Source organism: Enterobacter soli (genome assembly GCF_964208575.1).
Classification (GTDB): Bacteria; Pseudomonadota; Gammaproteobacteria; order Enterobacterales; family Enterobacteriaceae; genus Enterobacter; species Enterobacter soli_A.
In genome coordinates, this window is the sequence record NZ_CAXOFU010000018.1 from 63,380 (window position 1) to 82,476 (window position 19,097).

Here is a 19,097-nt window from a genome sequence, read left to right on the forward strand (position 1 = left end):
CGGGGTGAGGGGACAAAACGGATTACCCAAATCATCATTAAGGAGAATTATCATGAGCTTTATGTTGGCACTGCCAAAAATCAGCCTGCACGGCGCGGGCGCTATCGGCGATATGGTCAACCTGGTGGCAAACAAGCAGTGGGGAAAAGCGCTGATTGTCACCGACGGTCAGCTGGTCAAACTGGGCCTGCTCGACGGCCTGTTTGCCGCGCTCGACGCACATAAGATGTCGTATCAGCTGTTTGACGAGGTGTTCCCGAACCCAACGGAAGCGCTGGTGCAGAACGGCTTTGCGGCGTACCAGGATGCGCAGTGCGACTACCTGATTGCCTTCGGCGGCGGCAGCCCGATTGATACCGCGAAAGCGATTAAAATTCTCACCGCCAACCCCGGCCCGTCCACCGCCTATTCCGGCGTCGGTAAGGTGAAAAAACCGGGCGTACCGCTGGTTGCCATTAACACCACCGCAGGCACGGCGGCGGAGATGACCAGCAACGCGGTGATTATCGACTCGGAACGTCAGGTGAAAGAGGTGATCATCGACCCGAACATCATCCCGGATATCGCCGTGGACGATGCCAGCGTAATGCTCGACATTCCCGCGTCCGTGACCGCCGCCACCGGCATGGACGCCCTCACCCACGCCATTGAGGCCTATGTCTCCGTCGGCGCCCATCCGCTGACCGACGCCAACGCGCTGGAAGCGATTCGCCTGATCAACCTCTGGCTGCCCGCGGCGGTCGACAACGGTCAGAACCTTGAGGCGCGCGAGCAGATGGCGTTTGGTCAGTATCTGGCGGGTATGGCGTTCAACAGCGCCGGTCTGGGGCTGGTTCACGCGCTGGCGCACCAGCCGGGGGCGACGCACAACCTGCCGCACGGGGTGTGCAACGCCATCCTGCTGCCGATCATCGAAAACTTTAACCGCCCGAACGCGGTGGCGCGTTTCGCCCGCGTCGCGCAGGCGATGGGCGTCGACACGCGCGGCATGAGCGACGAAGCCGCCAGCATGTCCGCGATTCAGGCCATCCGCGACCTGAGCGCCCGGGTCGGCATTCCGTCCGGCTTTAGCCAGCTCGGCGTGACCAAAGCCGATATCGAAGGCTGGCTGGATAAAGCCCTCGCCGACCCGTGCGCGCCGTGCAACCCGCGCACCGCCAGCCGGGATGAAGTCCGCGAGCTGTATCTGGAGGCATTATGATCCGCAAAGCGTTTGTCATGCAGGTAAACCCGGACGCCCACGACGAGTACGCGCGCCGCCACAATCCGATCTGGCCCGAGCTGGAAGCGGTGCTGAAAGCTCACGGGGCGCACCGCTACGCCATTTATCTCGATCGGGAGCGCAGCCTGCTGTTTGCGACGGTGGAGATTGAGTCGGAGGAGCGCTGGAACGCGGTGGCGAACACCGACGTGTGCCAGCGCTGGTGGAAGCACATGGGGGACGTGATGCCGTCTAACCCGGACAACAGCCCGGTCAGCGCCGGGCTGAAAGAGGTGTTTTACCTGGACTGATGCGTGAGCGCCGCTGCCCCCGAGGCAGCGGCAATCTCCTGCCTGCTGCTCAGCGTAAACGCCGACACCACCGTAATCGCCAGCACAAAACAGCCCAGCATCAGGTAGGTCTCCTGGAAGCCGATCCGGTCATACATATTCCCGGCAAACGCGGAGAGGAAAATCGCCGCCGACTGTTTGGCAAACTGGAAGCCGATCAGGTAGATAGTCGCCGACAGTCGCGTATCAAACACCCCGGTGATGTACTTGAACGCCCCCACCAGCAGGAACGGCACCTCCAGCGCGTGCAGCATTTTCAGGGCAATCACCTCCACGGCGGTCGTGGCAAACGACGAGCCGATAATGCGCGTTGCCATGATCACCCCGGCAATCAGCAGCGTGTTTTTCGCGCCGATGCGGTTAATGATCCACGGCGAGCAGAACATGATGATGGCGTTACAGATTTCCCCTGCGGTGGTGGCAAAACCAAAGGCACGCGTCCCTTCCTGCGGCGTCGCGAAGAAGGTTTTGAAGAAGGTGGCAAACTGCTGATCGAAGACGTCGTACACGCAGGCCACGCCAATCACGTAGAGAATAAACATCCACATTCTGCGCTGGCGGAACAGGTTGAACACGGTTTTGGTAGTGATCTGCGGCTGGTTTGCACCCAGGGCGTTCATTACCTGCGCCGTCTGGTTGGGCTTCGGCTTCGCAACGACCAGCAGCAGCATCAGCAGCAGCGCCGCCCCCGAGCCCATCCAGAAGACGTACGACGGATCGATGCCGAACAGGATGCCGCCCGTTGAGGCGCACAGCCCCCAGCCGAGACAGCCAAACATGCGCGCCTTGCCGTATTCGAAGAGGCTGTTACGGCTTACGCGTTCGATGTAGGCCTCAATCGCCCCCGACCCTGCCGAGAAAACAAAGCCGATATAAATCCCGCCGCTTAGCGCGCCCAGCCAGATATTGGCTTTCAGCAGCGGCGCGAAGACGTACAGGAAGAACGGCGCAAACAGAAACAGCAGCACCGCGATGATCCACAGCAGGTGCTTTTTGAGCCCCAGCTTGTCGGAAATGACCCCCAGCACCGGCTGGAAGGCGATCGCCGAAAGCGAAATGCAGGAGAACACGATCCCGGTATGGGTTTTGTTCAGGCCAATGATGTCCGACAGCCAGATCGGCAGGAACGGAAAGCAGGTGGCCATAATGAAGAAGTAGAGAAAGAAGAACAGCCCGAAGATCCAGAAATTAGGGTTGTCTTTGTGGGTACAGGTTGTTGTGTTCATTATTTTTATCCTCAACGGAGGGCCGGCTGCCCGGCCCGTCACCCTTACACGCGTTCAACGCCAATCAGAATGGCGGTTTCCGGATCCAGAATCGGCAGCGCAATGCCCGCCTGCATCAGCCACTCGCCGCTGGCCGCGAGCGGCGCGTCCATCCATGCGGGCAACTTACGCATGGTGTGCCCGCCCTCCCCCGTCAGGCGAATGTTCGGGTGATCGAGCAGCGTGATGCGATACCGCGCGCCGGGCTCCAGCCCCGCCATGCGCAGCGGCATCATCAGGCTGTAGTCGGGCATCCGGAGCTGGCTGACGATAAACAGCCCCTGCGTCTTGTCTTCGCTCACTATACCCTGCGCCAGCGTGCCGGCATCCGGCATATCCACGCGCCACTGGGTGCCGTGGTGAATCACCTCGCGCCACCGCTTGTGCAGCGCGGCGTAGTGGCGATAGCCCTCGCGCTCCTGCTCGTCGACGGTCAGCGGATCCAGCTCCAGCCCCATGTGGCCAAACAGCGCCGTCAGGCCGCGGAAGGCAATGTCGTGCTGGCGGAAGGTGGCGTGGCATTTATGATGACCGATATGCGCGCCCATCACTTCCGGCGGGAAGAAGTAGCTCATCCCGCGCTGGATGGTGTTGCGCTCCAGCGCGTCGTTATTGTCGGACGCCCAGAAGCGGTGGCTGCGGGTCAGCACTTCGTAATCAATACGTCCGCCGCCGGAGGAGCAGGATTCAAATTCAATGTGCGGGAAGCGCTCGCCCAGCACGTCCAGCAGGCGATAGAACTGGCGGGTCTGCGCATCGGCGGCGGCCTTACCGTTGTGGCCCGGCTGCACCAGCTCGCGGTTCATGTCCCACTTCACGTAGTCGACCGCGTGCTCGCCCAGCAGCCAGCTCATGCGCTCCACCAGGTAATCAAAGGCTTCCGGGACGTTGAGGTTGAGCACCAGCTGATGGCGTCCGGTCGCCTGCGCGTAGCCCGGCAGCGCCAGCACCCAGTCAGGGTGCGCGCGATACAAATCAGAATTCGGGTTAATCATCTCCGGCTCAACCCAGATGCCAAACTCCATGCCCAGCCGTTTGACGTGGTCGATCACCGGCGTCAGCCCGTTCGGGTACTTTTTCTCGTCCAGATACCAGTCGCCCAGCGCGGCGCGGTCGTCGTTGCGGCCTTTGAACCAGCCGTCGTCGATGATAAAGCGCTCCACGCCCAGCGCCGCCGCCTCGTCGGCCATGCGCATGATGTAGTCCGGATCGTGGTTGAAGTAGATCCCCTCCCAGGTATTGAGGTGCACCGGACGCGGTTTGTTTTCCGGGAAGCGGATCAGGTTATCGCGCAGGTAGCGGTGGAACTGCTGGCTCATGCCGTTCAGCCCCTGCGCGGAGTAGCTCGCATACAGGCGCGGCGTCCAGAGCGTTTCGCCCTCCTCAATCGGCATTTCGCCCGGGAGGTAGAGCGCTTCAGCCTGCACGTAGCGGCGGCCGTCGGTTTTGGCCTCCGCGCGCAGCCGGTGGTTGCCGCTCCAGCCAAGATGTACGCCCCACACGTCGCCGTGCATTTCGTTGAAAGACGGCGTGCCGGCGATCAGCGCCGGGAAGTGTTCATGGGAGGTTTTCCCCCGGCGGTTTTCAATCACAAAGCTATTGTGCTCCAGCTTTACGCGGTGCGGCTGGAACTCGTGGATCCAGCGTCCGTGAAAGGCCATCACCTCCTGGGCGCGCTCGGCTACCGGCAGCGTCACGGCAAAACGGTCAACCTGCCACGGCGAGGCTTTCAGGTTGGTTAGCCCGTGGCGCACCGCCAGCACGCCGCTGGCGTCCAGCGCCAGCTCGCTGGTTAAGCGCAGCCCGGCACGTTCATCTTCCGCCGTCAGCGTCAGGACGTTGCCCGTCTGCTGCACCTGCGCGGTGGTGAAGACCGGCGATCCGTCCAGCCCCTGACGATGGCCCTCAACGCCCGGCGAGCCAAAGAGACCGTGCCCCAGCTCCGCCATCAGCGTGACCGGAGAATCCACGTCCAGCCTGCCGTTGGCAACCGGGCGCGAAATGCTGAGGACGTCCTGCGGCGAAAAGTGCTGAAGGTGCGGCCCCCAGTAGAGAATTTCGGTGAACGGGTGCGTTTTGATCACCACGTCTACCGTTCGGCTTTCGAGTCGTAAAATGGAATCTTGCATCGGACATCTCCTGTCATCGGAATGCCCTGAGTGTTGATCCGAAACGTTTCGGATTAGAACCAAAACGTTTCGGATTTGTGATCGGGTTTGGAAATTTGGCGTTTTAGGCCGTCTGGCCCGGGGAGAATTCCGGCTGCCAGAGCACCTGAAGCTGCGCGATGTCGTCGCCGTTAATCAGCTGGCGCACCATATCGGCAATCTGCTTGCCCACGCCCTGACGGGTGGACTGGATCACCGACGCCACCTCAACATCGACAATGCTGTCCTGGGGTAAACCGTCGTAGACCACCAGCGAAACGGCATTTTCACCGGACAGGCGTCCCATCTGCGCCAGCGCCATTGCCGCGCCGTCGCCGTGGGTGTTGCAGTCGGTAATGATGGCGGTCGGCGGCTGCGGAAGGGACAGCAGCTCTTTCGTGGTCGCGTAACCCACGCGGCGCGAAGGCGGCATGGCGCGCAGCCATTCGCTGGACAGCCCCGCTTCCCGCAGCGCGTCCAGATACCCCTGACGCCGCTGGGTGATAAAGGCCTGGTTGTTGCTCTCCCCCAGCAGCGCGATGCGCTGATGCCCTTTTTCAATCAGCCAGCGGGTGGCCTGCCAGGTTCCCGCATAGTTATCAAAATCAAACCAGGCGTAGGGCTGCGGCAGATGGCTGCGCCCCAGCGCCAGGAAAGGAAAACCGGCGGCCTGAAGCTGCTCAAGGCGCGGGTCGCGATCGAGAGTGTGCGCCACAATCAGCGCGTCCACGCGGCGGCTTTGCACCATGCGCATGTAGCTGTGTTTATCCGCTAAATCGTCATCGGCAATCAGCAGCAGGTCGATCTCATGTCGCGCCAGTTCGTGGCTAATTTCGCCGACCATGTCCATAAATACGCTGTTGTTGAGCGGAACGGGATGCACCGGGAACACCAGCCCGACGGCGTCGATTTTGCCCATCTTGAGGCGACGGGCAAAGGTGTTAGGCCGATAGCCGCGGCGCTGGGCTTCGGCTTCCACGCGGGCGCGCGTTTCGGCGGACACGTCGTCATATCCGTTGAGGGCGCGGCTGACGGTGGTAACAGACAGCCCCAGTTCTTTGGCAATGGCTTTAAGCGACATGATTTTCCGTAGTGTTGTTAGTTTTGTTCCGCCACCAGCAGCGCGTGCGTGTCCGGCTCCAGCGCCTTAAAGATGTGCGGCAGATCGGCGGGATAGCAAATGTAATCCCCCGGCCCTAGCTCTTCGGGCGCGTCCGTCAGGCCCACCAGCGCCCGCCCCTGGGTCACAATAATATGCTCAACCGAACCCGGCGGATGCGGCTGGGAAATGCGGTCGGCGCCCGGCTGGGTGAGGAGGAGGTAAACATCGCGCCGCGCGCCCGGCGGGCACGCCGCCAGCAAAATGGCCTCGTAGTTGGCCTGTCCGGCCACCACCTTCGTTCCCTCTCCACGGCGGATCACCTGCGTGGTTGGCAGCTGCGGCTCCAGCAGGCGCGCAAAAGGAATATCCAGCGCCACGCACAGCGACCAGAGCGTTTCCAGGCTCGGGTTACCGTTGCCGGATTCCAGCTGCGAAAGCGTGGACTTGGCGATCCCCGCCCGGCGCGCAATTTCCGCCAGGGAAAGCCCGGTTCGCAGGCGTTCCCGCACCAGGCTTTTGGCAATCACGCTGATTGGCTGCGTCATATAACGGCCTCTTGTTCTATAAATCGAACGAATCGTTCATCTTGAAAAACGACATTGATGCGTTCATTATAATGGAAACTCGTTCGATATGGCTAAAATTGTATGAAGCATTATCTCTCCTGTCTTAAGGGCGACACCGTAAAAGCGATCGTCCTGGTCTGCCTGGCGGTGGGCGTTGTCGGGATGTCCTACGGCTCCCTGGCGATGGCCTACGGCTTCCCGATCTGGGTGCCGTTTGTGCTGTCCATTACCGTGCTGGCGGGCGCCTCGGAATTTATGTTTATCGGCATCGTCGCCAGCGGCGGAAACCCGCTGGCCGCGGCGGCGGCCGGGCTGTTGGTCAACGCCCGCCACGTGCCGTTTGGCGTGACGGTGCGCGAACTGGTGGGCAAGCGCGGCCTGAGCCTGCTGGGCTGCCACATCATGAACGACGAAAGCGTGGTGTTCGGCCTGTCGCAAAAAACGCCCGAGCAGCGGAAAGCCGCCTACTGGCTGTGCGGTTTGGGGGTGGCGCTCATCTGGCCGCTGGGCACGCTGCTGGGGGCGATGGTCGGGAAGCTGCTGCCCGACCCGGAAACCATCGGGCTGGACGCCGTGTTCCCGGCGATCCTGCTGGCGCTGGTGGTGCCCGCCTTTAAAAATCGCACCACGCTGATCCGCGCCTGCAGCGGTGCCGCGCTGTCGCTGGCCGCCGTGCCGTTTGCGCCGGTGGGGCTGCCGGTGCTGCTCTCTTTACTCGGTCTGGCCGCGAGGAAAAAATAATGGAAAACATGACGGTTGTTATTCTGGGGATCGCGATTTTGTCGGCGGGAACCTATCTGATGCGTCTGGGCGGAGCGAAGCTCGGCAGCCGGCTGGCGCTGTCCGAGCGCTCGCAGGCGCTGCTCTCCGACGCGGCAACGGTGCTGCTGTTTTCCGTGGCGCTGGCGACCACCTTTTATGAAGGGGAACATTTCGCGGGAATGGCGCGGGTGCTGGGCGTGGCGTTCGCGGTGTTTCTCGCCTGGCGCAAGATGCCGTTAATCGTGGTGATTGTGGCGGCGGCAGTGGTCACCGCCCTGCTGCGTCTGGCGGGCGTGCAATAAAAAAAGCGCCCCGGGGGCGCTCTTTCGACGATGGTGCGTGATTATTTGTTCAGTTCAGCGGTCATGTGTACGCGGTTACCGGCGAAGGCCTGGGTAATTTTGTAAGATGACGCGCCCGCTTCCTGAGCCTGTGCGGCGATTTTCGCTTCTGCACCGTCAAGAGTAGAAGAGGTTGCGGTCACGGTCTGGGCTGCGAAAGAACCAAATGAAGTAGCCAGAGCGATTACTGCGACAAAAGTTTTGATGCTTTTCATGATATAAACCCTTTCGTTAAGTTGTTTAGGTAATGCGCCGTGCCTTGATGAGATAAATACTAGACCTCATCCTGAACAACTAAAAGCGGAAGGATTTGCCCATATCATTCAAAATTACTGATCAACAATTAAGCGCTGCGGATGGGTGTAAATCGTCGCCCGTCCCGGCTTGCAGAACCCCACCAGCGTCAGGTTGCAGCGCTCTGCCACTTCCACCGCCAGCGTGGTGGCCGCCGATACCGCAAACAGAATTTCAATGCCGCACATCGCCGACTTTTGCACCATCTCGTAGCTGGCCCGGCTGGAGACCAGCGCCGCGCCCTGCTGCCAGATTTCGCTTTCCCGCGCACGACGCCCGAGCAGCTTGTCCAGCGCCACGTGCCGCCCGACATCCTCATGCCCCCCGGCAATCTCACCCGACCGCAGCACCCACGCCGCGGCGTGCGTACAGCCGCTCAGCTGGCCAATGGGTTGCACATCGTTGAGGTGCTCAAGCGCGGTATCAAGATTGGCGAGGTTGAAGGTCTGGGTAAACGGCAGCGGCGCAATCGGCTTGCCGATATCGTTGAGCTGCTCAACGCCGCACACGCCGCAGCCGGTGCGCCCGGCCAGCGCGCGGCGGCGCTCTTTCAGCCCCATAAAGCGGCGGCTGGAAAGTTCAATCTGGACTTCCAGGCCATTGCAGGCCTGAACCACGTCCATCCCGTAGATATCCTGCGGGTGCGCAATAATGCCTTCCGAGAGGGAGAAGCCAATGGCGAACAGCTCAAGATCTTTCGGCGACGCCATCATCACCACGTGCGAAATACCGTTGTAGACCAGGGCAACGGGCACTTCCTGCGCCAGAAAATCGGGCGTAGCGTGGGAGATATGGGGTGGTCTGTGTACCGACAGTTCCACAATGCCGGCTGGCAGTGGCAACGCGTGGGCGGCACGATTTTGTTTAGACACAACGGTATTCCTGAACAACCTCGGAGTCAGACCCGCTATTGCAGCATAAACCGCAGGCCCTGCGCATAGTATGGATCAACTTTTCAGCACCCAACCCCATCAAGTTTACCTACTCATTTGGGAGAGGTGCAACCGAGGCGATGATACACCCCTTTAACATGTGTGGTTATTAACGTGATCGATATCACACTTTATAATCAATGGCGTGATAATACGTTCACTTTGTATTAACGCCGTTGGAACAGGCATACCGACATTGTGGTATTCTGACCATATCCCTCGTGGGATTGAGGGTTTAACACAAATTTTCAGCTTTGTGGTGAAAAAACAACCGCAGAACTAAAACTACATATGTAAGCAATGTCGAAACAAGGAGTGACCCATGCAGGTCAGCAGAAGGCAGTTCTTTAAGATCTGCGCTGGCGGTATGGCAGGCACCACGGCGGCGGCGCTGGGCTTTGCACCCGGCGTAGCGCTGGCGGAAACGCGGCAGTACAAACTGTTGCGCACCCGCGAAACCCGTAATACCTGTACGTACTGCTCCGTCGGCTGTGGGCTGTTGATGTATAGCCTCGGCGACGGTGCGAAAAACGCCAAAGCGTCTATTTTCCACATCGAAGGCGACCCGGATCACCCGGTCAACCGCGGTGCATTGTGTCCGAAAGGGGCAGGCCTGGTGGACTTTATCCACTCGGAAAGCCGCCTGAAGTTCCCGGAATATCGCGCGCCCGGCTCCGACAAATGGCAGCAAATCAGCTGGGAAGAAGCGTTTGACCGCATCGCAAAACTGATTAAAGAAGATCGCGATGCCAACTTCATCGACAAGAATGCCGATGGCGTAACGGTTAACCGCTGGCTCTCCACCGGGATGTTGTGTGCCTCTGCATCCAGTAACGAAACCGGCTATTTAACCCAGAAATTTACGCGCGCACTCGGTATGCTCGCGGTCGACAACCAGGCGCGCGTCTGACACGGACCAACGGTAGCAAGTCTTGCTCCAACATTTGGTCGCGGTGCGATGACCAACCACTGGGTCGACATCAAAAACGCCAACCTCATCGTGGTGATGGGCGGTAACGCCGCTGAAGCGCACCCTGTCGGGTTCCTCTGGGCGATGGAAGCCAAAATCCACAACGGCGCGAAATTGATTGTTATCGATCCCCGCTTTACGCGTACTGCGTCAGTGGCGGATTTCTACACCCCTATTCGTTCAGGTACTGACATCACTTTCCTGTCAGGCGTCTTGCTGTACCTGATGACCAACGAAAAATATAACCGCGAGTACACCGAAGCCTATACCAACGCCAGCCTGATCGTGCGTGAGGATTACCACTTCGAAGATGGCCTGTTCAGCGGTTATGACGCCGAAAAACGCAAATACGACAAAACCAGCTGGAACTACGAGCTGGATGAGAAAGGCTTTGCGAAGCGCGATACCACTCTGCAACATCCGCGCTGCGTGTGGAACCTGCTGAAAGAGCACGTTTCCCGCTACACGCCGGAGGTTGTCGAAAACATCTGCGGCACGCCGAAGGCGGACTTCCTGAAAGTGTGCGAGCTGATTGCCGAAACCAGCGCGAAAGATAAGACCGCGTCGTTCCTGTACGCGCTCGGCTGGACGCAGCACTCCATCGGCGCGCAGAACATCCGTACCATGGCGATGGTGCAGCTGCTGCTCGGCAACATGGGGATGGCAGGCGGCGGCGTGAACGCCCTGCGCGGTCACTCCAACATTCAGGGTCTGACCGACCTCGGCCTGCTCTCTCAGAGCCTGCCGGGCTATATGAACCTGCCAAACGAGAAGCAGCCCGACCTGCAAACCTACCTGACGGCCAGCACGCCAAAACCGCTGCTCGAAGGCCAGGTGAACTACTGGGGCAACTATCCGAAGTTCTTCGTGTCGATGATGAAAGCCTTCTTCGGCGACAAAGCAACGGCGGAAAACAGCTGGGGCTACGACTGGCTGCCGAAGTGGGACAAAGGCTACGACGTTCTGCAGTACTTCGAAATGATGAACCAGGGCAAGGTTAACGGCTATCTGTGCCAGGGCTTTAACCCGGTGGCCTCGTTCCCGAACAAGAACAAGGTTGTCGCCTCCCTGTCGAAGCTGAAGTTCCTGGTCACGATTGACCCGCTCAACACCGAGACCTCGACCTTCTGGCAGAACCACGGTGAATCGAACGACGTTGATCCATCGAAAATTCAGACCGAAGTGTTCCGTCTGCCGTCAACCTGCTTCGCGGAAGAGAACGGCTCCATCGTTAACTCCGGCCGCTGGCTGCAGTGGCACTGGAAAGGCGCGGACGCCCCGGGCATCGCCATGAACGACGGCGAGATCCTGGCCGGTATCTTCTTACGCCTGCGTAAGATGTATGCGGCAGAAGGCGGCGCGAACCCGGAACCGGTTCTGAACATGACCTGGAACTACTCAACGCCGGAAAACCCAGCGCCGGAAGAAGTGGCGATGGAGAGCAACGGGAAAGCGCTGGCGGACGTGATCGACCCGGCGACCGGCACCGTGCTGGCGAAGAAAGGCGATCAGCTGAGTACCTTCGCGCACCTGCGTGACGACGGCACCACCGCCAGCGGCTGCTGGATCTTTGCCGGTAGCTGGACGCCGAAAGGCAACCAGATGGCCAACCGCGATAACGCCGACCCGTCGGGTCTGGGCAACACGCTGGGCTGGGCATGGGCATGGCCGCTTAACCGCCGCATTCTCTATAACCGCGCATCCGCAGACCCGCAGGGCAACCCGTGGGATCCGAAGCGTCAGCTGCTGAAATGGGACGGCGCGAAATGGGGCGGCGTGGATATTCCGGACTACAGCACTGCCGCACCGGGCAGCGACGTGGGGCCGTTTATCATGCAGCCTGAAGGGATGGGACGTCTGTTTGCTATCGATAAGATGGCGGAAGGGCCGTTCCCGGAACACTACGAGCCGTTTGAGACGCCGCTGGGCACCAACCCGCTGCACCCGAACGTGGTCTCTAACCCGGCAGCCCGTATCTTCAAGGGCGATTTTGAAGCGCTGGGTAAAAAGGACAAGTTCCCGTACGTGGGCACCACCTACCGTCTGACCGAACACTTCCACTACTGGACCAAGCACGCGCTGCTTAACGCTATCGCGCAGCCGGAACAGTTTGTGGAGATTGGCGAGAAGCTGGCGAACAAGCTCGGCATTGCCCACGGCGATACCGTGAAGGTTTCCTCTAACCGCGGCTACATTAAAGCCAAGGCAGTGGTGACCAAGCGTATTCGCACGCTGAACGTTCACGGACAGCAGGTGGATACTATCGGTATTCCAATTCACTGGGGTTATGAAGGCGTGGCGAAGAAAGGGTTCATTGCGAATACCCTGACGCCATTCGTCGGCGATGCGAACACGCAGACGCCGGAGTTTAAGGCCTTCCTCGTGAACGTGGAAAAGGTGTAACGGAGGCGACCTATGGCTTATCAATCGCAAGACATCATACGTCGTTCCGCGACTAACGGTTTCACCCCCGCGCCTCAGGCGCGGGACCACCAGCAGGAAGTGGCGAAGCTTATCGACGTGACCACCTGTATCGGCTGTAAAGCCTGTCAGGTGGCCTGTTCCGAGTGGAACGACATCCGTGACGAAGTGGGTCACAACGTCGGGGTTTACGATAACCCCGCCGACCTGACCGCCAAGTCCTGGACGGTAATGCGTTTCTCGGAAGTGGAGCAGAACGACAAACTGGAATGGCTTATCCGCAAAGACGGCTGTATGCACTGTGCGGATCCGGGCTGCCTCAAGGCGTGCCCGTCAGAAGGGGCTATCATTCAGTATGCTAACGGTATCGTCGACTTCCAGTCCGAACAGTGCATTGGCTGCGGCTACTGCATCGCGGGCTGTCCGTTCAACGTGCCGCGACTGAACCCGGAAGACAATCGCGTCTACAAATGTACGCTGTGCGTCGACCGCGTCAACGTCGGCCAGGAGCCAGCCTGCGTGAAGACCTGCCCAACGGGTGCTATCCACTTTGGTTCTAAAGAGGATATGAAAACCCTGGCGGCAGAGCGCGTAGGCGAGCTGAAAACCCGCGGTTACGACAACGCGGGCCTGTACGATCCGGCCGGGGTTGGCGGTACGCACGTGATGTACGTGCTGCACCACGCCGACAAGCCGAATCTGTATCACGGCCTGCCGGAGAACCCGGAAATCAGCGCCACCGTGAAGTTCTGGAAAGGCATCTGGAAGCCGCTGGCAGCGGTCGGTTTTGCTGCCACCTTCGCAGCGAGCATCTTCCACTACGTCGGCGTCGGTCCGAACCGCGCGGAAGAGGAAGAAGACAACCTGCATGAAGAGAAAGACGAGGTGCGCAAATGAAAAGACGTGACACCATCGTGCGCTATACCGCGCCGGAACGCATCAACCACTGGGTCACCGCCTTCTGCTTCATGCTGGCGGCGATAAGCGGGCTGGGATTCTTCTTCCCGTCCTTCAACTGGCTGATGCAAATCATGGGGACACCGCAGCTGGCGCGTATTCTGCACCCGTTTGTCGGCGTCATCATGTTTGCGTCGTTTATCATCATGTTTTTCCGTTACTGGCACCATAACCTAATCAATCGGGATGATATCTTTTGGGCGAAGAATATTCGTAAGATCGTCGTCAACGAGGAAGTGGGTGACACCGGGCGTTATAACTTCGGCCAGAAATGCGTATTCTGGGCGGCGATTATCTTCCTGGTCCTGTTGCTGGTGAGCGGCGTGATCATCTGGCGTCCGTACTTTGCGCCTGCTTTCTCAATCCCGGTGATCCGATTTGCGCTGATGCTGCATTCATTTGCCGCAGTGGCGTTAATTGTGGTTATCATGGTGCATATTTACGCCGCCCTCTGGGTGAAAGGCACCATTACCGCGATGGTGGAAGGCTGGGTTACCAAAACGTGGGCGAAGAAACATCATCCGCGCTGGTACCGAGAAGTCCGCCAGAAACAGGAAAAGTCATCTGAATGAGTATTCGCATAATCCCGCAAGATGAGCTGGGTTCGAGCGAGAAACGCACGGCGGATTACATTCCGCCGTTGTTATTCCCCAGACTCAAGAACCTCTACAACCGCCGCGCAGAGCGTCTGCGCGAGCTGGCAGAGAACAATCCGCTGGGCGATTTTTTGCGCTTTGCCGCGCTGGTTGCCCATGCGCAGGAAGTGGTGCTCTACGACCACCCGCTGCAAATGGATCTCACCGCGCGCATCAAAGAAGCCAACGCGCAGGGCAAGCCGCCGCTGGATATTCACGTTCTGCCGCGCGACAAGCACTGGCAGAAGCTGCTGCACTCCCTGATTGCCGAGCTGAAGCCGGAAATGAGCGGAACAGCGCTGGCCGTGATTGAGAACCTGGAAAAAGCCTCTGACCTGGAGCTGGAAGAGATGGCGAGCGCGCTGTTTGCTTCTGACTTTACGCTGGTCAGCAGCGATAAAGCCCCGTTTATCTGGGCTGCGCTGTCGCTCTACTGGGCGCAAATGGCAAGCCTGATCCCAGGCAAAGCGCGCGCCGAATACGGCGAAGCCCGCCAGTTCTGCCCGGTTTGCGGCTCAATGCCGGTCTCCAGCATGGTGCAGATCGGCACCACTCAGGGGCTGCGCTACCTGCACTGCAACCTGTGTGAAACCGAATGGCACGTGGTGCGCGTTAAATGCAGCAACTGCGAGCAGACCCGCGATCTGAACTACTGGTCGCTGGAAAACGAAGACGCGGCGGTGAAAGCCGAAAGCTGTGGCGATTGCGGCACTTACCTGAAGATTTTGTATCAGGAAAAAGACCCGAAAGTCGAAGCCGTAGCCGACGATCTCGCCTCGCTGATACTGGACGCCAGAATGGAGCAAGAGGGCTTTGCCCGCAGCTCGATTAACCCGTTCCTGTTTCCGGGTGAAGGGGAGTAATCTCCCGTGATAGTGCCGGGCGGCGCAAGCTTGCCCGGCCTACAGCTGATAGGGAGAACTCACCCCATCTATTCCTGAGAAGTCTTTCGTGTTCCGTGAAATCAACGGACAATTTCGGCTCTGGGCCGTTGCCAGAATGATGGCATCCGCAAGCTTCATCCCATGCTTTTCCCGCAGTAAAACGCTTCTTTCAGCAATCTCTCGCGTCACTTCGATAATTTCAAACATATCACTCCAGTAGATCATCAGCGGTTAATTTTCAGGCAAAATACTCCTCCTTGAATTGTGGTTAAAGCGCTTTAAAAAAGCGGCCTTCATTTTTGCGAGCCGCTTTCCAGTTCCCTGACCTCATAAAATTTGTTGTTTTCTTCCGCATAAAACCAGGCTATAACTGTATATTCATACAGCTAAAAAGAACGTTAATATGGCTCTGGAAAACGGGATTGCGCAGTTAGTTAAGGACTTTACTGATGCAGGAAAGCCTTCTTCGCGTGACCAGAATATTGATGACCGAAGAAAAGGCTATATTGCCAGTGCGGTACTTGCCGGGCAAAAAGAAGCTCGCGTCCAGGTTGAAACGCGCGTCATTGATGACCTCACCTTTCAAATTTATTCGCCTCTCAATGCCACCGAAACGTTACCCGGTGCCCTCTATTATCACGGCGGATGCTTTGTCAGCGGAGGGTTTGAAACCCATGATAACCAGCTCCGCCAGCTGGCGTTTTACGGTAACTGCCGGGTCATTGCAGTTCAGTACAGACTGGCACCCGAGCATACATTCCCTGCTGCACATGACGACGCAGAGCGAGCGGCAGCGCTTGTCTGGCAAAATGCAGCAGTATTTGGCGTAAACAAAAATCGCATCACCCTTTGCGGAGACAGCGCAGGGGGGCATCTGGCGCTGGTGACGGCTCTGAGGATCAAGGCCAAAGGTCTCTGGAACCCCGCTCAGCTCATTCTTATCTACCCCATGCTCGATGCTACGGCCAGTTTTGAAAGCTATACCCTTAATGGCCGGGATTACGTTATTACCCGCGATACCTTGCTCAGCGGATATGAAATGTATTTGGCAGACACCGACCGTCAGCATCCCGAAGCCAGCCCGCTGTGGCGGAATGATTTTAACGGTCTTCCGCCGGTGCACATTATTACCGCCGAGTACGATCCGCTATGCGATGAAGGAGAAATGTTGTACCAGTATCTGACAGAGCAGGGGGTGAGGTGTACCGCTCAACGGTGGCTGGGGGTAATACATGGTTTTTTCCAGCTTGGTGGCATTAGCCAGTCTGCGCGAAACGTTATGCGGGACATCGCCTGGCGGATAAGCTCCGCCCGGCGATAACGCTGAAGAGATTACTCCTCCTCGTTCCCACCCTCTTCAAACGCGCCGTAGGGCTTCGCGGGGAGAACGATGTAAGTCCCTTCAAACACCGCCCCTGACGTTTGATCGCCAAACAGCTCAACCTGCATCTGCACGCGTGCTTTGCGTCCGCGCGCCAGGCGGTCAAGGTCGCCGCCGAGTGAACCGAGATCGGCTACCGCGCTCGGTTTGCCGCTGATCGGCGCGCTGTAGCGAATGTGGGCATCTGCCAGAATGATGGTGCCGCCCAGGTGGCGCTCGCGCAGCATCAGCCAGATAAGCCCCCAGCCGGTGAGGGTCGCCAGCGAGAACAGGCTCCCGGCAAACAGGGTATGGTGCGGGTTCTGATTGCCGGTTTCCGGCATGGTGGTAATGAATTTTTGCCCGGTGTATTGCTGAATGCGCACGCCCATCTTTTCGCTCAGCGGGATGTGCTGATACCAGGCCTGCTGGAGCTGCCCGCACCAGTCGGCGCGGTGCAGGATGTCATCAAGGCTGGCGACGGGTTTGATCATCAGGAAATGGCGCACGGGCGTGGTTTGCGGGGCGGTGATCTCACCCTGATTCACAAACCCGAGCTTGGCGAAGAACTCCACGGCGTCCTCGCGGGCGCTGCAGGTGACGCGCTTAACGCCCTCCTGACGGGCGACGGACTCGAGGGTCATCGCCATCAGCGTGCCCAGCCCTTTGTCCTGCACGGAAGGGTGAACCGCCATAAAGCGGATTGAGGCTTCGTTGTCGGCGTTGATATACAAACGCCCGACGGCCACCAGGTTGCCCTCTTCGTCCACCACCATCTGGTGATGGGCCATCGCGTCCCAGGCGTCGCGCTCGGAGCCTTTGGGCTGATGCAGTGGCTTACGCAGCATCTCCCAGCGGAACTGGTAATAGACGTCTAACTCTTCTTCCGTTTGCGGTACTCGAAGGTGATACATAGCTGCACTCTCTCTTGTTACCCGCGGCCGCGCCGCAAGCTGGCTCATACCTGGAGCCAGAATGTGACGGGGCCATCGTTCACCAGCGATACCTGCATATCCGCAGCGAATCGTCCGGTTTGCGTGTTCATGTCCTGCTGGCGACAGCGCTCAACAAAATATTCGTATAACGCTTCTGCACGTTCCGGCGCGGCGCCTTTAGAGAAGCTCGGGCGCATACCGCGTTCGGTGTCGGCGGCCAGGGTAAACTGCGATACCACAAGCACGCTGCCGCCCGCCTGCTGAACGTTAAGGTTCATCTTCCCTTCCGCATCGCTAAAGATGCGGTAGCCCAGCACGCGCTCGCACAGGCGGTTGGCCTTTTGCTCGTCATCTTCCTTTTCGACACCTAACAACACCAAAAGTCCTGGGCCAATTTCACCCGTCACCTCTCCCTCCACGGTGACGCTGGCACGGGTTACGCGTTGAATCAATGCAATCATGGTTGGTCTGCTTCTTGTTGTTTTTCAGCTTCTGCTGCTTTTTTGAGTTCGCGGTATATCCCGAGAGTGACAGTTATTTCTGCACCAAGCAAGACGATACACCAGGTCCAGTACACCCAGACAAACAGAATGGGGATCACCGCCAGCACGCCGTAAATCAGTTGATAAGACGGGAACATGGTGATGTAAAGGGCAAAGCCTTTTTTCCCCAGCTCGAACAGCACCGCCGCCACCAGCGCGCCGACAACCGCATCGCGATTGGGCACGCGCGTGGTCGGCACCACGCTGTAAAGCAACCAGAAAGAGAGCCAGGATAAGATCAGCGGGAAGATGCGCAGCACGTTGTCGATAACGCTGTTCAGATCGCTCGCCCAGCGCAGGGAGAGCAGGTAGGAGCTGATCGCCAGACTCGCCCCCGCCAGCAGCGGCCCCAGGGTCAAAATCATCCAGTAGACGGCAAAGGAGTAAACCTTAGGCCGCGCTTTTTTGCTGCGCCAGATGGTGTTAAGCGCGCTATCGATGGCGTACATCAGCAGCAGCGCGGTGACGATAAGCCCGCACGCCCCCACCGCCGTCATCTTGTTGGAGTTGGCGACAAACTGCTCGATGTAGTTCTGTATCACATCCCCGGTCGCGGGAATGAAGTTGGCGAAAACGAAGTGTCGAAGCTGCAAACTCACGTCTGCAAACATCGGAAACGCCGAGAAAAGGGCAAACACCACGGCCACCAGCGGCACTAACGAGAGCAGCGACACATACGCGAGATTGCCCGCCAGCGTCGTCATGTTGTCCTCGTCAATGCGATGCCAGAGGAGTTTCAGCCACGCCCGGAGCGGGCGCGAATGGTGTGTGGCTTTTTGATGAACGGTTTTTAGCATAACTGCTTCGCAAAGTAGTTCGGTATGGTCTCTTTTCCGGTCACCAGAATTGAGGTAATACCCAACTGATTAGCTCCCTCTATATTATCGGCGTTATCGTCGAAAAAGACCGCATCCGCCGCGGAGAATCCTTCCTGCTGCAGTACCGCCTGGTAAATGCGCGCTTCCGGTTTACGCATCCCCATCTCCTGAGAGAGATAGATACGATCCGCTGCGGCTTTCACTTCAGGGTATTCATCCGGCCAGAAGGTGGTGTGCAGACGGTTAGTGTTCGACAGCACCACCACGCGATGCCCCTGCTCACGCAGTTTCTGCATGATATCGGTCACTTCCGGGCGGACCGCCACAAAGACCGCCTGCCAGCCGTGGGCAAACTGTTCGTAACTTAACGGCAGATCCATTTCGTGACAGAAGCGCTCGGCAAACTCTTCGTCGCTGATTTCGCCGCGCTCATGCTGGTGGAATGTTTCGCCCATCGCGAAGCTCTGTTTTAACGTCGCCAGCGGCACGCGGCTAAAATCGCTCCATGCGCCCAGCACTCGATTAAAATCGATATCGACGATTACATTTCCTAAGTCAAAGATATAAAGCATGTTTATCTCCTTTTCGCCGTGGAAAAGTAACTGTAGCGGGAAA

At 58.6% G+C, this 19,097-nt stretch carries 19 protein-coding genes and 1 pseudogene; 9 read left to right on the forward strand and 11 right to left on the reverse strand.

The genetic code is table 11. The annotated features are described in order from the left end of the window. Positions 1-52: 52 nt before the first annotated feature. On the forward strand, positions 53-1,201 hold the full coding sequence (gene fucO, locus AB6V08_RS17465; protein ID WP_368544082.1) for a lactaldehyde reductase: 1,149 nt from the start codon (positions 53-55) through the stop codon (positions 1,199-1,201). Then, positions 1,198-1,512 carry an L-rhamnose mutarotase gene (rhaM, locus tag AB6V08_RS17470; protein WP_368544083.1) on the forward strand — a complete coding sequence of 105 codons (315 nt, stop codon included), beginning with the start codon at positions 1,198-1,200 and terminating at the stop codon, positions 1,510-1,512. Before fucO ends, rhaM begins: the two co-directional genes overlap by 4 nt. On the opposite strand, the gene AB6V08_RS17475 is transcribed toward rhaM, so the two are convergent. From AB6V08_RS17475 to AB6V08_RS17490, 4 genes are all read right to left on the reverse strand, one after another. Next, positions 1,500-2,777, reverse strand: coding sequence for an MFS transporter (locus tag AB6V08_RS17475; RefSeq protein WP_368544084.1), 1,278 nt, complete (start codon positions 2,775-2,777; stop codon positions 1,500-1,502). The two genes, rhaM and AB6V08_RS17475, sit on opposite strands and share 13 nt — an antisense overlap. A gap of 44 nt (positions 2,778-2,821) precedes the next feature. Continuing rightward, a complete protein-coding gene (locus tag AB6V08_RS17480) occupies positions 2,822-4,945 on the reverse strand; it encodes an alpha-galactosidase (RefSeq protein WP_368544085.1) in 2,124 nt (707 codons plus the stop codon). A 103-nt stretch (positions 4,946-5,048) separates the two neighbouring features. After that, positions 5,049-6,044 (reverse strand): LacI family DNA-binding transcriptional regulator, encoded by a 996-nt coding sequence (locus AB6V08_RS17485; RefSeq protein ID WP_368544087.1) that lies wholly within the window; start codon positions 6,042-6,044, stop codon positions 5,049-5,051. 17 nt (positions 6,045-6,061) lie between these two features. Beyond that, positions 6,062-6,610 (reverse strand): helix-turn-helix domain-containing protein, encoded by a 549-nt coding sequence (locus AB6V08_RS17490; protein ID WP_368544088.1) that lies wholly within the window; start codon positions 6,608-6,610, stop codon positions 6,062-6,064. Positions 6,611-6,712: 102 nt separating this feature from the next. Here AB6V08_RS17490 and AB6V08_RS17495 point away from each other — a divergent pair, with 102 nt between their 5' ends. Both AB6V08_RS17495 and AB6V08_RS17500 read left to right on the forward strand, forming a co-directional pair. Next, entirely contained in the window at positions 6,713-7,372 is a 660-nt protein-coding gene (locus AB6V08_RS17495) for an AzlC family ABC transporter permease (protein ID WP_368544089.1), read from the forward strand. Further along, positions 7,372-7,695: an AzlD domain-containing protein gene (locus AB6V08_RS17500; RefSeq protein ID WP_368544090.1), complete on the forward strand. Its 324-nt coding sequence runs from the start codon at positions 7,372-7,374 to the stop codon at positions 7,693-7,695. Before AB6V08_RS17495 ends, AB6V08_RS17500 begins: the two co-directional genes overlap by 1 nt. A gap of 41 nt (positions 7,696-7,736) precedes the next feature. Here the strand turns inward: AB6V08_RS17500 and AB6V08_RS17505 are convergent, their stop codons facing one another. Both AB6V08_RS17505 and fdhD read right to left on the reverse strand, forming a co-directional pair. Next, positions 7,737-7,949, reverse strand: a complete 213-nt coding sequence (locus AB6V08_RS17505; protein WP_368544091.1) for a DUF1471 domain-containing protein — start codon at positions 7,947-7,949, stop codon at positions 7,737-7,739. 114 nt (positions 7,950-8,063) lie between these two features. Next, positions 8,064-8,900 carry a formate dehydrogenase accessory sulfurtransferase FdhD gene (gene fdhD, locus AB6V08_RS17510; RefSeq protein ID WP_368544092.1) on the reverse strand — a complete coding sequence of 279 codons (837 nt, stop codon included), beginning with the start codon at positions 8,898-8,900 and terminating at the stop codon, positions 8,064-8,066. A gap of 382 nt (positions 8,901-9,282) precedes the next feature. Between fdhD and fdnG the strand changes: the two genes are divergently transcribed. From fdnG to fdhE, 4 genes are read left to right on the forward strand one after another with little or no spacing between them, the layout of a single operon-like run. Beyond that, the gene (fdnG, locus tag AB6V08_RS17515) at positions 9,283-12,333 is read left to right on the forward strand and encodes a formate dehydrogenase-N subunit alpha (protein WP_368544093.1); all 3,051 of its coding nucleotides are present in this window, start codon (positions 9,283-9,285) and stop codon (positions 12,331-12,333) included. 12 nt (positions 12,334-12,345) lie between these two features. After that, complete coding sequence (gene fdxH / locus AB6V08_RS17520; protein WP_368544094.1) at positions 12,346-13,248, forward strand: formate dehydrogenase subunit beta; 903 nt, start codon at positions 12,346-12,348, stop codon at positions 13,246-13,248. Continuing rightward, positions 13,245-13,880 (forward strand): formate dehydrogenase cytochrome b556 subunit, encoded by a 636-nt coding sequence (gene fdoI / locus AB6V08_RS17525; protein ID WP_006179126.1) that lies wholly within the window; start codon positions 13,245-13,247, stop codon positions 13,878-13,880. Before fdxH ends, fdoI begins: the two co-directional genes overlap by 4 nt. Next, a complete protein-coding gene (gene fdhE / locus AB6V08_RS17530; protein WP_368544095.1) occupies positions 13,877-14,806 on the forward strand; it encodes a formate dehydrogenase accessory protein FdhE in 930 nt (309 codons plus the stop codon). Before fdoI ends, fdhE begins: the two co-directional genes overlap by 4 nt. Positions 14,807-14,845: 39 nt before the next feature. Here the strand turns inward: fdhE and AB6V08_RS17535 are convergent. After that, positions 14,846-15,031, reverse strand: a pseudogene (locus AB6V08_RS17535) (PIN domain-containing protein); the annotation flags it as partial. 199 nt (positions 15,032-15,230) lie between these two features. Between AB6V08_RS17535 and AB6V08_RS17540 the strand changes: the two are divergent. Beyond that, positions 15,231-16,148, forward strand: coding sequence for an alpha/beta hydrolase (locus AB6V08_RS17540; RefSeq protein WP_368544096.1), 918 nt, complete (start codon positions 15,231-15,233; stop codon positions 16,146-16,148). Between the two features lie 11 nt (positions 16,149-16,159). On the opposite strand, the gene fabY is transcribed toward AB6V08_RS17540, so the two are convergent. The 4 genes from fabY to yihX are packed head-to-tail and all read right to left on the reverse strand — an operon-like array spanning position 16,160 to position 19,054. Further along, a complete protein-coding gene (fabY, locus tag AB6V08_RS17545; protein WP_368544097.1) occupies positions 16,160-17,101 on the reverse strand; it encodes a fatty acid biosynthesis protein FabY in 942 nt (313 codons plus the stop codon). Positions 17,102-17,145: 44 nt separating this feature from the next. Beyond that, a complete protein-coding gene (gene dtd / locus AB6V08_RS17550; protein ID WP_368544098.1) occupies positions 17,146-17,583 on the reverse strand; it encodes a D-aminoacyl-tRNA deacylase in 438 nt (145 codons plus the stop codon). Further along, complete coding sequence (locus AB6V08_RS17555) at positions 17,580-18,461, reverse strand: virulence factor BrkB family protein (protein WP_368544099.1); 882 nt, start codon at positions 18,459-18,461, stop codon at positions 17,580-17,582. Before AB6V08_RS17555 ends, dtd begins: the two co-directional genes overlap by 4 nt. Continuing rightward, on the reverse strand, positions 18,455-19,054 hold the full coding sequence (gene yihX, locus AB6V08_RS17560; protein ID WP_368544100.1) for a glucose-1-phosphatase: 600 nt from the start codon (positions 19,052-19,054) through the stop codon (positions 18,455-18,457). The genes AB6V08_RS17555 and yihX overlap by 7 nt, the downstream gene beginning before the upstream one ends. Between the last annotated feature and the right edge of the window lie 43 nt (positions 19,055-19,097).

Bases quoted from the DNA above. Each gene is read 5' to 3' on its own strand.
- AB6V08_RS17480 (WP_368544085.1), bottom strand. From the start codon at position 4,945: ATGCAAGATTCCATTTTACGACTCGAAAGCCGAACGGTAGACGTGGTG.
- AB6V08_RS17500 (WP_368544090.1), top strand. From the start codon at position 7,372: ATGGAAAACATGACGGTTGTTATTCTGGGGATCGCGATTTTGTCGGCG.
- fdxH (WP_368544094.1), top strand. From the start codon at position 12,346: ATGGCTTATCAATCGCAAGACATCATACGTCGTTCCGCGACTAACGGT.
- AB6V08_RS17475 (WP_368544084.1), bottom strand. From the start codon at position 2,777: ATGAACACAACAACCTGTACCCACAAAGACAACCCTAATTTCTGGATC.
- fucO (WP_368544082.1), top strand. From the start codon at position 53: ATGAGCTTTATGTTGGCACTGCCAAAAATCAGCCTGCACGGCGCGGGC.
- AB6V08_RS17555 (WP_368544099.1), bottom strand. From the start codon at position 18,461: ATGCTAAAAACCGTTCATCAAAAAGCCACACACCATTCGCGCCCGCTC.
- AB6V08_RS17540 (WP_368544096.1), top strand. From the start codon at position 15,231: ATGGCTCTGGAAAACGGGATTGCGCAGTTAGTTAAGGACTTTACTGAT.
- AB6V08_RS17490 (WP_368544088.1), bottom strand. From the start codon at position 6,610: ATGACGCAGCCAATCAGCGTGATTGCCAAAAGCCTGGTGCGGGAACGC.
- AB6V08_RS17485 (WP_368544087.1), bottom strand. From the start codon at position 6,044: ATGTCGCTTAAAGCCATTGCCAAAGAACTGGGGCTGTCTGTTACCACC.
- rhaM (WP_368544083.1), top strand. From the start codon at position 1,198: ATGATCCGCAAAGCGTTTGTCATGCAGGTAAACCCGGACGCCCACGAC.
- fabY (WP_368544097.1), bottom strand. From the start codon at position 17,101: ATGTATCACCTTCGAGTACCGCAAACGGAAGAAGAGTTAGACGTCTAT.
- AB6V08_RS17495 (WP_368544089.1), top strand. From the start codon at position 6,713: ATGAAGCATTATCTCTCCTGTCTTAAGGGCGACACCGTAAAAGCGATC.
- fdoI (WP_006179126.1), top strand. From the start codon at position 13,245: ATGAAAAGACGTGACACCATCGTGCGCTATACCGCGCCGGAACGCATC.
- fdhE (WP_368544095.1), top strand. From the start codon at position 13,877: ATGAGTATTCGCATAATCCCGCAAGATGAGCTGGGTTCGAGCGAGAAA.
- AB6V08_RS17505 (WP_368544091.1), bottom strand. From the start codon at position 7,949: ATGAAAAGCATCAAAACTTTTGTCGCAGTAATCGCTCTGGCTACTTCA.
- dtd (WP_368544098.1), bottom strand. From the start codon at position 17,583: ATGATTGCATTGATTCAACGCGTAACCCGTGCCAGCGTCACCGTGGAG.
- yihX (WP_368544100.1), bottom strand. From the start codon at position 19,054: ATGCTTTATATCTTTGACTTAGGAAATGTAATCGTCGATATCGATTTT.